Origin of the sequence: Shewanella loihica PV-4 (genome assembly GCF_000016065.1) — a bacterium.
GTDB lineage: Bacteria > Pseudomonadota > Gammaproteobacteria > Enterobacterales > Shewanellaceae > Shewanella > Shewanella loihica.
The window spans coordinates 2,548,564-2,560,908 of sequence record NC_009092.1 but is presented as its reverse complement, the minus strand read 5'-3'; the positions used below and the strand labels follow the sequence as shown (position 1 = coordinate 2,560,908).

The 12,345-nt window shown below is 56.9% G+C and carries 11 protein-coding genes and 1 other annotated feature; of the genes, 6 read left to right on the top strand and 5 right to left on the bottom strand.

Annotated features, from left to right (window positions below):
* Positions 1-12: 12 nt before the first annotated feature.
* Genes hisC through hisG form a run of 3 tightly spaced genes read right to left on the bottom strand, consistent with a single transcriptional unit; the run spans position 13 to position 3,332 of the window.
* Positions 13-1,095 (bottom strand): histidinol-phosphate transaminase, encoded by a 1,083-nt coding sequence (hisC, locus tag SHEW_RS11400; RefSeq protein WP_011865997.1) that lies wholly within the window; start codon positions 1,093-1,095, stop codon positions 13-15.
* Between the two features lies 1 nt (position 1,096).
* A complete protein-coding gene (gene hisD / locus SHEW_RS11395; protein WP_041407212.1) occupies positions 1,097-2,398 on the bottom strand; it encodes a histidinol dehydrogenase in 1,302 nt (433 codons plus the stop codon).
* Positions 2,399-2,432: 34 nt separating this feature from the next.
* Entirely contained in the window at positions 2,433-3,332 is a 900-nt protein-coding gene (hisG, locus tag SHEW_RS11390) for an ATP phosphoribosyltransferase (protein WP_011865995.1), read from the bottom strand.
* A gap of 68 nt (positions 3,333-3,400) precedes the next feature.
* Positions 3,401-3,521 (bottom strand) — a sequence feature (His leader region).
* Between the two features lie 282 nt (positions 3,522-3,803).
* Here hisG and yoaA point away from each other — a divergent pair.
* Positions 3,804-5,729 carry a DNA repair helicase YoaA gene (yoaA, locus tag SHEW_RS11385; protein WP_011865994.1) on the top strand — a complete coding sequence of 642 codons (1,926 nt, stop codon included), beginning with the start codon at positions 3,804-3,806 and terminating at the stop codon, positions 5,727-5,729.
* Positions 5,730-5,741: 12 nt separating this feature from the next.
* On the opposite strand, the gene SHEW_RS11380 is transcribed toward yoaA, so the two are convergent.
* Positions 5,742-7,043 carry an NAD(P)/FAD-dependent oxidoreductase gene (locus SHEW_RS11380; RefSeq protein ID WP_011865993.1) on the bottom strand — a complete coding sequence of 434 codons (1,302 nt, stop codon included), beginning with the start codon at positions 7,041-7,043 and terminating at the stop codon, positions 5,742-5,744.
* A 12-nt stretch (positions 7,044-7,055) separates the two neighbouring features.
* Positions 7,056-7,973, bottom strand: a complete 918-nt coding sequence (locus SHEW_RS11375) for a DMT family transporter (RefSeq protein WP_011865992.1) — start codon at positions 7,971-7,973, stop codon at positions 7,056-7,058.
* A gap of 429 nt (positions 7,974-8,402) precedes the next feature.
* Between SHEW_RS11375 and tsaB the strand changes: the two genes are divergently transcribed.
* The 5 genes from tsaB to SHEW_RS11350 all read left to right on the top strand — a co-directional run bounded on the left by tsaB (position 8,403) and on the right by SHEW_RS11350 (position 12,299).
* Positions 8,403-9,146 carry a tRNA (adenosine(37)-N6)-threonylcarbamoyltransferase complex dimerization subunit type 1 TsaB gene (gene tsaB / locus SHEW_RS11370; RefSeq protein WP_011865991.1) on the top strand — a complete coding sequence of 248 codons (744 nt, stop codon included), beginning with the start codon at positions 8,403-8,405 and terminating at the stop codon, positions 9,144-9,146.
* Positions 9,147-9,211: 65 nt separating this feature from the next.
* Positions 9,212-9,583 carry a hypothetical protein gene (locus SHEW_RS11365; RefSeq protein WP_011865990.1) on the top strand — a complete coding sequence of 124 codons (372 nt, stop codon included), beginning with the start codon at positions 9,212-9,214 and terminating at the stop codon, positions 9,581-9,583.
* A 145-nt stretch (positions 9,584-9,728) separates the two neighbouring features.
* Positions 9,729-10,430: a M50 family metallopeptidase gene (locus tag SHEW_RS11360; protein ID WP_011865989.1), complete on the top strand. Its 702-nt coding sequence runs from the start codon at positions 9,729-9,731 to the stop codon at positions 10,428-10,430.
* An 82-nt stretch (positions 10,431-10,512) separates the two neighbouring features.
* On the top strand, positions 10,513-11,361 hold the full coding sequence (locus SHEW_RS11355; protein ID WP_011865988.1) for a class I SAM-dependent methyltransferase: 849 nt from the start codon (positions 10,513-10,515) through the stop codon (positions 11,359-11,361).
* Between the two features lie 2 nt (positions 11,362-11,363).
* Positions 11,364-12,299 (top strand): alpha/beta fold hydrolase, encoded by a 936-nt coding sequence (locus SHEW_RS11350; protein ID WP_011865987.1) that lies wholly within the window; start codon positions 11,364-11,366, stop codon positions 12,297-12,299.
* The last annotated feature ends 46 nt before the right edge of the window (positions 12,300-12,345 follow it).

The following is a 12,345-nucleotide window of genomic DNA, read 5'->3' as shown; positions in this document are numbered from 1 at the left end:
GGTGCGGCTCTATTAGTCGGCCTTGAGTATGGCGATCAGCGTCTCGGTCTGGGCGTCGCTGGCAAAGCTAAAGCGTATCGCATCGGCAAGGGCAGGGTCTTTGTAGGCCCTGGCGACGACACCTGTCTGTTTGAGACGTGCCTGCATCTCACCGACTTTTATCTCATTTGCCTGGTCGAAATAGGCCAGCACGAAGTTGCCATAGGCGGGCAGCACTCTGGCGCCAGCTTCCCGTAAGGCGTCAGCGAGTCGTTGGCCGTTGGCCTTGAGCTGAGCGACCTGGGTCTGCATTCGGGCTATCCCATCCTTACTTAGCGCATCTATCGCCAGCTTGGCGACCGGTAGCGGCACTGGATAGGGGGCGATCACCCGCATCACCATTTCGATGACCTCAGGGGTTGCCAGCATGAAGCCGCAGCGGGCACCGGCTAGGGCGAAGGCTTTGGACAGGGTGCGCAGCACGATCAGGTTGTCATACTTATCCAGCAGGCTTGCCACGCTGTAGTCTGGGCAAAACTCGATATAGGCCTCATCCACCACAACCAAGGTATCTGGCAGGCTGCGGATCACCGCCTCTATGGCGTCTGGGGCGATCACCGTGCCGGTTGGGTTGTTGGGATTGCAGATAAACACCAGCTTGGCATCGCCTACCTGGCTGCAAAGTTCCTGTGGCAGCTGATACTCATCATCCAGGCGCAGCGCCTTGACACCGACGTTGAAGGTCTTGGCGCTGATGGCGTACATGCCGTAGGTGGGGCCGAAGCAGGCGATGCTGTCGCGGCCCGGGATACAGAAGGTGCGGATAAGCAGCTCTATGGCTTCATCGGCGCCGCGGCTGGTAAGCACCTGTTGATTGCTTACGCCCGCATACTCGGCGTAGCGCGTAATAAGCTCGGGCGGCTGACACTCAGGGTAGCGGTTGAGGCTGTCCAGGTCGCTGTTGATAAAGGGCGACTCGTTGGCATTGATCCAGATTTGCCCCTCGCCGCCGATACGACGCGCCGACTGATAGGGCTCAAGCGTCAGGAGCTCGGGTCTGGCGAGACGCTCGGCGAGCGATGTCGCGTTTACACTCATCTTAGCTTCTACACTCATCTTATTTCTCCTCGCCCGTTAGCGTGGCAAGGCGCACGGCGACGGCATTTCTGTGGGCATCGAGCTGCTCGGCGCTGGCCAGGGTCATCACGCACTCGCCTAGGCCGCGCAAGCCCTCGGCGCTCAGCTCCTGCACGGTGAAGCGGCGGCTAAAGTCGGCCAGCGACAGGCTGGAGACGGCGCGGCTATAGCCATAGGTTGGCAACACGTGATTGGTGCCGCTGGCGTAATCGCCAACGGACTCTGGTGTGTAGGCGCCAAGAAATACCGAACCGGCGGCGCGGATTTTACTCAGCAGTTTACGGGGGGCGCGGGTCTGAATGATCAGGTGCTCAGGGCCATAGCGGTTAGAAACCTCGGCGGCCTGGGCCATATCCTCGACAATCAAGGTGCGACTGGCGCTCAGGGCCTGCATGGCGATCTCGGCCCTGGGCAGTCTTGCCAGTTGCTCGCCAAGGCTCTGGTTGACCGCGTCTGCCAAGGTTTGGCTGTCGGTGACCAGCATCACCTGAGAGTCGGGGCCGTGCTCGGCTTGAGAGAGGAGATCGGCGGCGATGAAGTCGGGATTCGCCTCGTTATCGGCGATCACAAGCACCTCTGAGGGGCCGGCGGGCATGTCTATGCTCACCACGCAGCGGCTGTCCTGGGCAACTAAGCGCTTGGCCTCGGTAACATAGCGGTTGCCCGGGCCGAAGATCTTATCGACCGCAGGCACAGATTCTGTCCCCTGCGCTAAGGCGGCGATCGCCTGGGCGCCGCCTATCTGATAGATATCTGTGATGCCACAGGCCTTAGCAGCGTAGACGATAGCATCGTCGATCGGTGGTGGGCTGACCAACACCCGCTGCTCACAACCGGCTATCTTGGCCGGCAGTGCCAGCATGAGCACGGTAGAGATGAGCGGCGCACTGCCACCGGGAATATAGAGGCCCACCTTTTCGATTGGCTCGCTTCGCAGCTCGCAGCGCACCCCGGCTTGGGTCTCAAGGTCGATCCCCTTGAAGGCCTGGGCCTGGTGAAAGGTCTCGATGTTCTGTTTGGCCTGCTCGATAGCTGCCTTGATCTCGGGCGTCACTCGCTCGCTGGCGGCTGCTATCGCCGCATCGCTAAGGCGCAGGGCGTCGAGTTCTACCTTATCGAATTTTTGTGAGAAGGCTTTTAGCGCCACGTCGCCCTGGCTGGCCACCTGGTCGATGATCGCCTTGACCTGCTGCTCAAGGTTGGCGTCGCCAATCAGGGGCGAGCGTGACAGGGCCTCGCGTCTTGCCTGGTCATTGAGCGCCTGCCAGTCGAGGCGCTGCATCTGTGTGGATGTCATGGTGTTTGTCGTCATGGCGTTATCCCATCATCTTTTCGATTGGCATCACCAAGATGGAGCTGGCACCTAGCTGGGTAAGGGCCTCCATGGTATCCCAGAAGAGATCTTCGCTGCTGACGGCGTGGATCGCCACGCGATTGGTGTCATCGTTGAGCGGCAGTACGGTCGGGTTCTCGGCGCCGGGCAGTAGGGCGACGATCTGATCCAGTGTCTCGGTCGGGGCGTGTAGTAGAATATATTTGCTCTCCTTGGCGCGCACCACACCGTTGACGCGGGAGAGGATCTTATCGATCAGCGCCTGTTTGGCCTCGCTCTGCTCCTGGGTCGATTGGATGATGCAGGCCATGGAGCGGTAGATCACCTCAGTCTCGTACAGGCCGTTGGCCTCTAACGTCGCGCCAGTTGAGACCAGATCGCAGATACCGTCGGCCAGGCCAGCGCGGGGGGCAACCTCTACCGAGCCCTTGAGCATACAGTCGCGATAGCTAATGCCTTTCTCCTGCATGTAGCGGCGTAGCAGGTTAGGGTAGGAGGTGGCGATGCGCAGGCCTTCCAGCGAGCTGGCGTCCTGATAGCGAAATTCGGTAGGTACCGCCAGCGACAGGCGACAGGCGCCGAAATCCAGTTGGCGCAGCTTGATGCACTCGCTCGGCTTGTCCAGGGTCTGGCGCTCGATCTGCTCCTCTTCGAGCACGTTCTCGCCTATGATGCCAAGGTCGACCACGCCGTCCATCACCAGGCCGGGAATGTCGTCGTCTCGGACACGTAAAAGGTCGATAGGCATGTTGTCAGAGTGGGCGATGAGGCGTTGTTCGTTAACGTTAAACTTGATGCCGCAGCTCTTGAGGAGCTTCTGGGATTCCTTGGACAGGCGGCCGGACTTTTGAATGGCGATACGTAATCGGTTTGACTCTGACATAGGATGTTTCCTCATTTGTTGATTCAGTAAAATTGTTTAAATCGTTTTAAAACAAAATCTTAAGCTAAAAACTAAAAACCCCCGGAATTCCTTCCAGGGGTCTTAGATCGCTTTTGAATCAACCGCCAGAAGGAAATAGTCCTCCGGCAGTAAGCATCCGAAGGCTACCGCATATGATGGTGATGATGGATAGTATTCAAACGCTGTGTCATATTCTGTCTTCTCTCGCTTATGGCGTATCAGTGGGCAGGGTGTCTGCCCTAAGTTGTATTTAAACTAATCAAGTTTTTCGGTGTATGCAAGTGCTAATTTGGGTCGATTGAAAATTATTCAACTAACACTGCAATATCCCCATTGGATCTCAATGATTTCCTGTTTCTTTATCGCGGGTGCTTTGTGGCTTGTACTGGGTAAGAAAATCCGCATAATGCCAGCATGTCATTTTAAACATTAACTATCATCAGCCATTCATTGAATATACGACTGACCCAAGATGTACAGCAGGTATTCGCCCCAGATGGCAGCTTAAGCCGTCATATCAAGGGCTATAGCTGTCGTGTCCAGCAGCAGACGATGGCGACTCGGGTGAGCGAGACCCTGCAAAAGGGCGACAACCTGGTGGTCGAGGCAGGCACCGGCGTGGGCAAGACCTACGCCTATCTGGTGCCGGCGCTGCTCAGCGGTAAGCAGGTCATCGTCAGCACCGGCAGTAAAAACCTGCAGGAGCAGTTGTTTTTCAAAGATCTGCCCGCACTGCTCAACATCTTAGGGATCAGGCCAAAAGTGGCTCTGCTCAAGGGGCGCAGCAACTACCTGTGCCAATACCTGATGGAGAAGCAGCTCAGCGGCGTCGAGGTGAACGATGGCAAGATCCTCGATGACCTGCTGCGAATCGATCAGTGGGCCAGCCAGACGGTGGATGGCGACATCGGCAGTCTCTACGCCGTGCCGGAAAACTCCCCGGCGATCCCGCTGGTGGTGAGCAGTAAAGAGTCCTGCATTGGCAAGGCCTGCGATCACTATGAGGCCTGCTTTACCCGTAAGGCCCGCGCCAAGGCGCTCGATGCCAAAATCATAGTGGTCAACCATCACCTGTTTTTCGCCGATCGCATCCTAAAAGAGACGGGATTTGCCGAGCTGTTACCCGACAGCGACGTGGTGATCTTCGATGAGGCGCATCTGCTGCCAGATATCGCCGTGACCTATTTCGGCCAGCAGCTCAGCATCAAGAGCCTCATCCGCCTGCTGGAACGTTTTAACGAACTCTATCGCACTCAGATGGCAGATTCGCCGCAGATTGGCGCCATGACGGCCCGCTGCCATACTCAGCTGCTCCATTGGCAGGGACTGCTGTTTGCCACCGAGGAGCGTGACTGGCGAAGGCTTATCGGCGACAAGGCCTTGATGGAGGCATCATGGGCACTGGTGTCCGAGCTGACCGCCTATCGCACCATGCTGCTGGGCTATCTTGGCCGCAACGAGGCGTTCGATGATGGCGTCGAAAAAATCGATGGGCTGCTCAGCAAGTTAACCGTGTTTATTCAATGCGATAACCCAGATAGCGCCTACAGCATAGACTATGGTTATCAGCACCTGACCTTGAGGATCTCGCCCATCAAGGTGGCCAAAGAGTGTCAGTCGCTGTTTAGCCCGGATGTCAGCTGGATCTTTACCTCGGCCACTTTGCAGATCAATCGCGACCTGTCGCTGTTTACCAAGGCGATGGGGCTGGAGAAGGCCAACACGAGTATATTAGACAGCCCCTTCGACTATCGGCGCCAATCTCTGTTCTGTGTGCCGCGCCATCTGGCGTCGGTCACCAGTCAGGAGCGCGCCGCCAGGCAGCTGGTGGAGGTGGCGGTGAAGGCGATAAATGCCGCCAAGGGGCGTACCTTCATGCTGTTTACTAGCCATCGCATGCTCAATCTGGTGGCTGTGATGTTACAGGGGCGGATCGATTATCCGCTTCTGGTGCAGGGACAGGCGGGCAAGCAGACTTTACTTAAGAAGTACCGACAGCTGGGTAACGCCGTGTTGCTGGGCACGGGTGCCTTCTGGGAGGGGGTGGATGTACGCGGTAAGCTGCTGAGCTGCGTCATCATCGACAAGCTGCCCTTCGTCTCGCCGGACGATAACCTCTACAAGGCCAGGGCTGACGGGGTGCAGCGTGAGGGCAAAGATCCCTTCATGACCCTGTCGCTGCCCCAGGCGGTGATAGCGCTTAACCAGGGCGTCGGCCGCCTGATTCGTGATGAGAAAGACAGGGGCGTGTTGATCCTGTGCGACAATCGCATCGTCAATCGCCCCTATGGTCAGGCCTTTATCAACTCGCTGCCGCCCATGCATCGCACCCGGGATCTCGACAGTGCGGTGCATTTCCTGCAAACCATAGACTAGCGCTAAGCCTGCTTAGTGCAGCTTCATTCGCGGGCGCACCACTCGCATCATCTTCTCCACCAACCAGAGGGCGATGGTCTTGGCCAGGCCGTGAATTGCTTTTTGGTGCATGCGGTAGAGGGAGATATACATGAAGCGGGCGATCTTTCCCTCGACAAACATGCTGTCTTTAGTGAGGTTACCCATCAGGCTACCGACGGTACTAAAACGTGACAGATTGACCAGGGAGCCGTGATCCACATACTCATACTCGGTGAGACCCAGGCCTCTGAGCTCGTTGAGAATATTGTGCTCGACACACTGGGCCATCTGGTGCGCCGATTGCGCCCTTGGCGGCACGAAGCTGCCATCGGCCTGCTCACAGGCGCAGCAATCGCCGATCACATAGAGATCGTCATGCCCCTGGGCCTGTAGGGTAGGACGCACCAATATCTGATTGGCGCGGTTGAGGTTAAGTCCCTCTATCTGCTTGATAAAATCAGGCGCCTTGACCCCGGCCGCCCACAACATCAGGTTGGCGGCGATCAACTCGCCGCCTGCAGTGACAAAGCCCTTAGAGGTCGCCTCTTCGATGCGGGTGCTCTGGCGTACCGACACGCCCAGTTTAATCAGCTCGCGGGTGGCCGAGGCGGCGATACGTTCGGGCAGGGCGGGTAAGATGCGCGGGCCCGCCTCGATCAGTGTGATACTCAGCCTGTCGGCGGTCATCTTATTCAGGCCATAACTCTTGAGCAGATCGGTCACATGGTAGAGTTCGGCGGACAGCTCTACCCCAGTCGCGCCGCCGCCGACGATGGCGATATTGAGCTTTTGCTGCTCCTCCGATTGATGCATGCGGGTGAAGCTGTCGAGCAGGGCGTTATGAAAACGGTTCGCCTGGTGGTGGGAGTCGAGAAAGAAGCAGTGCTCCTTCACGCCCGGGGTGCCAAAATCGTTGCTGACGCTGCCAACCGCTAGCACTAAGGTGTCGTACTCTAGTTCTCTGGCGGGCAGTAGCGCTTCGCTCTTATCGTTGCTGATGGCGCCGAGCTGTAATCGTTTGCCCTTAAGGTCCAGCCCAGTGAGTTCCCCCAATTGAAACTGGTAGCCATGTTTCACCGCATGGGCGGAGTAGACCACGCCGTCGAGGTCGGCATCGAGGGAGCCGGTGGCCACCTCATGGAGCAAGGGCTTCCAGATATGAGTGCGGTTTTTGTCTATCAGTAGGATCTCTGCCCGCTGCTTCTTGCCTAACTTGTGTCCCAGTTGGGTGGCTAGGCCGAGTCCGCCGGCACCGCCGCCCACTATCACGATTCTTGGGATCTTTGCACTCATCGACAACTCCTTCTATTGGGGGCGCGGCGCTCGGCGTCGCTTGCGCGTCTGTATCAGTCCGGCGCAGATGATCAGGCCGCAGCCCATTAATTGCATCGGGGTGAGGTGCTCGGCAAACAGGCTCCAGCCGAGGATCACCACGGTCACAGGTTCGATATAGGCCAAGGTGCCGAAAGTGGCCGCGGGCAACACCCGTAGCGCCTTGACCGCGAATAAGATCGCCAGAAAGCCCGGAAATACGCCGATCAGCGCCAGCCAGAACCACTGGGTCAAACTTGGCATCACGGCTTGATGCAGGGCGAAGGGCAGCAAGCAGAGGGCGCCGAAACTCAGTTGGATAAGCGTGCTCTGATAGGGGCTGGCACTTGCGGGGCGGCGATTGATTAACATGAAACCGCTGTAGCTCAATAGCGCCAGCAGGGCAAAGCCATAGCCCTTGAGTTCGGCCGTGCTGCCCGTGAGGCTCTCAAGGCTGGGCAATATGGCTACGACGCCAATAAGGGCGATGCCTATGGCCAGCAGGTCCTGGCGCGTCAGCCGCTCATGGAAGAGGAAGTGAGCGCCAATGGCGCTGACCAAGGGGGCGAGATAGATCAGCATCACCGCATTGGCCATGTTGATGTAACCTATTGATTGCACGTAAAACACCATGAAACCGGCTAGCATAGCGCCATTAAACAGATGGCGTTTCCCCGGACGATGCAGGATCTGTCTGGCCTTGCCTGTGGCAAGCATGTAGGCGATGAGACAGGCGGCGCCGATCAGCAGGCGATAGAAGGTGATGATGCTGGCTTCAAGGTTGGCGGTGCGCGCCAGTGCGCCGATTGTGCCCATTAAAATGGCCGAGCCTAGGGCCATCATCACGGCCTGGGAGGATAAATGCGATGGCGATTGTGACAGAGGTTGGGACTGTGCTCTTGATTGACTCATTACGTCATTAGCCTACATCTGAGTGCGACTCTAGATCCTTGGGTTGAGTGTCTGTGCTAGCTTTCTGTATTTGATTTTGTATTAGGTCATTAGCTTGCGTGCTGGCTTGAGCACCGACTTAAGCGCCAAAATAAGCTAAGAAGCCGATAAGCGTGAGCCTATCCTATCGGGTTTATCTCAAAGAGAAAACGGATTTTTTGCCCTGGCGTCGATATCAACTCAAGGGGCTATAGGGCCAAAGGGCAAGTGACGTCTAGTCGCTAAAATAGCTTGGTTTACAGCTTTGATGCGGGCAATTAAGGCTATACCTAAGCGGGTTTTACGTTATAATCGGCGCCATTCATCCTATGGTTTTGGCGATAAGGCGTTAGTGCAGTTCGATTAGCCGCGCAATGCCATGATATCGCGACAGATTTGGTTCGTTTTTGCATGCCGGAAAATAAAGATTTCTCAGCCCCATTAAGTTTACTCGCCCTGGACACCTGCACCGAGTTTTGTTCGGTCGCCCTGCAATATCAGGGACAGGTGTTTGCCCGTGAGGCCGATGCGCCGCGGGAACACAGCCAACGCCTGCTACCCATGGTGCAGGAAGTACTGCAAGAGGCGGGAATCGCGCTGAGTCAGGTGGATGTGATCGCCTATGGCCGTGGGCCAGGCAGCTTCACCGGGATCCGCATCTGCACCTCTATGACCCAGGGGCTGGCCTTAGGCCAAGATCTTCCCGTGGTAGGGATCTCAACCCTGGCGGCCATGGCCCAGGCGGCTATCGAGATAAAGGGCGCGACTCAAGTAGCGACCGCCATCGATGCGCGCATGGGCGAGATCTACTACGGCGAGTACCTGTCTGTAGATGGCTTGGCGAGCCTGGTCGGTGAAGAGCAAGTCTGCGCGCCCGAGCAGAAGCTGAGCGAGCTGGGGGCCAATGCACAGGCTGTTAGCGGATTAGACTTTAGTGCGCCGATCGCTGCATGCGGCACAGGGTTTGATGCCTACCCGGCGCTGGTGACTGAGGCGATGACTCTGGTCGAGGAAGCCAAATTCCCATTGGCGCGCCACATGCTGCCGCTGGCAGAAGCCGCGGTGAATGCGGGGCAGGCGACCGATGTGGATCAGCTAAAGCCTGTGTATCTGCGTGATACCGTGACCTGGAAAAAACTGCCCGGTCGCGAGTAATTTAGTGTAGGCTTGAAGCATTATCGCGTAACCAGACTGTCAGGAGAGAAGGGGGAATAACTAGCATGCAAGTTTCGTCATCTAACCTGATGCCCGGGCTCTCCTCTGGCGCCTCTGCCATTAGCGATGCTATCGCCCCACAGCAGGCTCTGCGGACCAATGTTATCGATGTAACGCCAGTGGGGCCGGCCGTGCCCGCAAGGGATAATGTCGATCTCGCTAGTATCGATACTAATGCAACTAGTGATGCCACTGGCGACGCCACTCAGTTGGTCGAGCGCAAGCAGGAGTCCCTCGAAGAGCGGCTCAGCGCCAAGCTTGAATACGATCAACAAACTGGCGGCAGTCGTGGCGCCATAGGCCAATATCTGCTGCACCAACACGCCGCCCAGCGCGATGCCATCTCTCAGATGGTGGGCATAGACACCTATGTCTAGGTTGATGTTTAGCTAGGTTCATGTTTAGTCTCGTAAACAGGGATATGTTTAGTCTTCAATAAAGGAAGATGTTTCGGCGTAGCGCCAGCGTGTCTAAATTGCCGGCCATTAAGGCATCAACAACCTATAGGACGGGTTCTTCAGTATGGCTTTTTCTATCGATTCTCCCTCTTCTCGCGCCGGTATGCCGACTCGCAGTCTCTTCATGGTCGAGATGCTGCTGGCTTTAGTCGTCACCCGCATTCCCTACCTGAGTGTTCCCTTTAAGTGGCTGGAGAGTTATTTTCACGAGGCATCTCACGCCCTGGCGACCCTGTTTAGCGGCGGAATCGTCAGTCATATCGAACTTTATCCCAATGGCGCCGGTCTGTGCGTGAGCCAGGGGGGCTGGCCCGTGTTGATAGGCTTTGCCGGTTATTTCGGCGCCGCGCTCTGGGGGCTACTCATCTTTCATCTGGCGACCTGGGCCAGGGGGATCCGCGTGAGTTTTAGCTGTCTCGGGCTGGTGGTATTGCTGAGTATCGTGCTCTGGGGGCGGGGTCTGCTCACCGTCGCTATCTTGCTGATGCTCGCCTTGCTGTTTCTGCTGCCGTTAAAACTCAGTCATAGTCCACTGCTGACCTTTGCCCTCAGGGTGATGGCGCTGATGGTGATGTTGAACGCGCTCGCCAGCCCCACAGTGCTGCTTGGCATGCCGGGGCGCGGCGATGCGGCCATGCTGGCGGAGCAGACCTGGATCCCGGCCTGGATCTGGGTAGGCATCTGGCTGCTCACCAGTTTAACCATGCTCTGGCTCTGTTGGCGCCGGGTAGATAGCGCCAATCAGCTGAGCACGCAAAAAGTGTAACCGACTGTATATCTAGTTTAATTTTCGTTATTAGCCTGATAGCTTAGGTGTTTTAGCCTTATCTAATATCTAGGGAGACAATATGAAGAGTTTAACCTTAGCGGCTTCACTGGCATTAGCCATAGGCGTGGCGGCGCCTAGTCTGGTCAGCCCAAACTATGCCCTGGCTAACGAGACCCATCTGGTCAATCAGCAGGTCACAGATGCGCTCACCAATCCACTGAGACAAGCGGCAAATATCGAGCGTGATCAGTATCGTCACCCGGGGGAGACACTGAGCTTCTTCGGCGTTAAGCCAAGCGATACCCTGGTGGAACTCTGGCCAGGCGGTGGCTGGTACGCCGAGATCCTCGCCCCATACTTGGCAAAAGAGGGTCACTATATCGCCGCGAATTTCGATGCCAATCCGCCAGAGGGCCTAGAGGTACCCGGCTATCGTATCCGCCTGGGTAAGGCGCTGGATAAGTGGCTCAAGGATCATGGCGATACCTTAGGCCAGGCGTCGAGTATCAGTTTCGACCCTCCAAGGCTTATAGAGCTTGGCGCACCTAACAGCGCAGATGTGGTGCTGACCTTCAGAAATCTGCACAACTGGGCCAAGTCCGGAGTATTGGAGCAGGTGTTCGACTCGGTCTATAAGGTGTTAAAGCCTGGTGGTACCTTTGGCGTGGTGGAGCACAGGGCAAACCCTGGCATGGATCTGAGCACAGGCTACATGGTGCAGGATGAGATGATCGCGCTGGCAGAGAAAGTCGGCTTTACCCTGGTGGCCAGCAGTGAGGTCAATGCCAACCCTAAGGACAGCAAAGATCATCCTAAGGGTGTCTGGACCCTGCCGCCGAGCCTGCGTCTGGGCGATCAGGATAAAGCCAAGTATCTTGCCATCGGCGAGAGCGACCGCATGACGCTTAAATTTGTGAAGAAGTCTTAACCATGAGCGATCCGCTAGCCCCTCTGTGTCAGCCCTCAAGTGATGGCAATGAAGTGATGCTATCACTGCCCCATATTCGTCTCTCTGGTCGGCTGTGGGGGGAGGCGGATAAGCCTCTGCTATTGGCGCTGCACGGTTGGTTGGATAATGCCAACAGCTTTGCGCCCCTGGCGGAGCATTTAAGCGAGTATCGCCTGCTGGCAATCGATTGGCCGGGCCACGGCGCGTCACAGCACAGGCCCGGCGGTTATCCGCTGCACTGGATAGACTACCTCTATGATCTCGAGCTGCTTATCGATGCCATAGTGCGTCATCAGCCCCTGCATGGTGTGATAGGTCACTCGCTGGGCGGCATAGTGGCCTCGGCCTACAGCGCCGCCTTTGCCGAGAAGGCCAAGCATTGGATCGTTATCGAGGCGCTCGCGCCCCTGTTTGAGGCGCCCGCTAAGAGCAAGCTAAGACTCAGGCGCAGCTTCGATGCCCATCAGCGGGCCGCTATGAGTCAGCTTGCACCTAAGCCTGTGATGCTGGATGCCGCCGTCAGGGCAAGGCATAAACTCACCGGGCTAGATATGCCTTGGTGTAGGCTAATCCTCGAGCGCAACCTGCAGCTAACAGACGGTCACTACTACTGGCGTAGCGATCCCAGACTCAAACTAGACTCCCCCATGAGGCTCGATTTTGACCATGTCAGCGGCCTGATGCAGGGCCACGCTGGCAAGGTGCTGGTCATTAGAGGCAAAGAGGGTTATCCCCTGATGGGCTATCACCAGACAGAAAAGGTGTCTGAAGCCCATGATACCGCTGGCGAAGATCTATGCGAAACCGCCGCTTCTTGGTATCAAGATCTCACCCAGGTGACCCTCGAAGGTGACCATCATCTCCATATGGGCAATAGCCTGGAGGTGGCTGCGGCAATTAAGGCATTTTTAGCGTGACAGCCCCTCGGGGAGGAATGGTAAAATTACACTAGGATTTTTACTC

Excerpts from the sequence above, each read along its gene's own strand:
- hisC (WP_011865997.1), bottom strand. The coding sequence starts at position 1,095 with ATGAGTGTAGAAGCTAAGATGAGTGTAAACGCGACATCGCTCGCCGAG.
- hisD (WP_041407212.1), bottom strand. The coding sequence starts at position 2,398 with ATGCAGCGCCTCGACTGGCAGGCGCTCAATGACCAGGCAAGACGCGAG.
- hisG (WP_011865995.1), bottom strand. The coding sequence starts at position 3,332 with ATGTCAGAGTCAAACCGATTACGTATCGCCATTCAAAAGTCCGGCCGC.
- SHEW_RS11380 (WP_011865993.1), bottom strand. The coding sequence starts at position 7,043 with ATGAGTGCAAAGATCCCAAGAATCGTGATAGTGGGCGGCGGTGCCGGC.
- SHEW_RS11375 (WP_011865992.1), bottom strand. The coding sequence starts at position 7,973 with ATGAGTCAATCAAGAGCACAGTCCCAACCTCTGTCACAATCGCCATCG.
- tsaB (WP_011865991.1), top strand. The coding sequence starts at position 8,403 with ATGCCGGAAAATAAAGATTTCTCAGCCCCATTAAGTTTACTCGCCCTG.
- SHEW_RS11365 (WP_011865990.1), top strand. The coding sequence starts at position 9,212 with ATGCAAGTTTCGTCATCTAACCTGATGCCCGGGCTCTCCTCTGGCGCC.
- SHEW_RS11360 (WP_011865989.1), top strand. The coding sequence starts at position 9,729 with ATGGCTTTTTCTATCGATTCTCCCTCTTCTCGCGCCGGTATGCCGACT.
- SHEW_RS11355 (WP_011865988.1), top strand. The coding sequence starts at position 10,513 with ATGAAGAGTTTAACCTTAGCGGCTTCACTGGCATTAGCCATAGGCGTG.
- SHEW_RS11350 (WP_011865987.1), top strand. The coding sequence starts at position 11,364 with ATGAGCGATCCGCTAGCCCCTCTGTGTCAGCCCTCAAGTGATGGCAAT.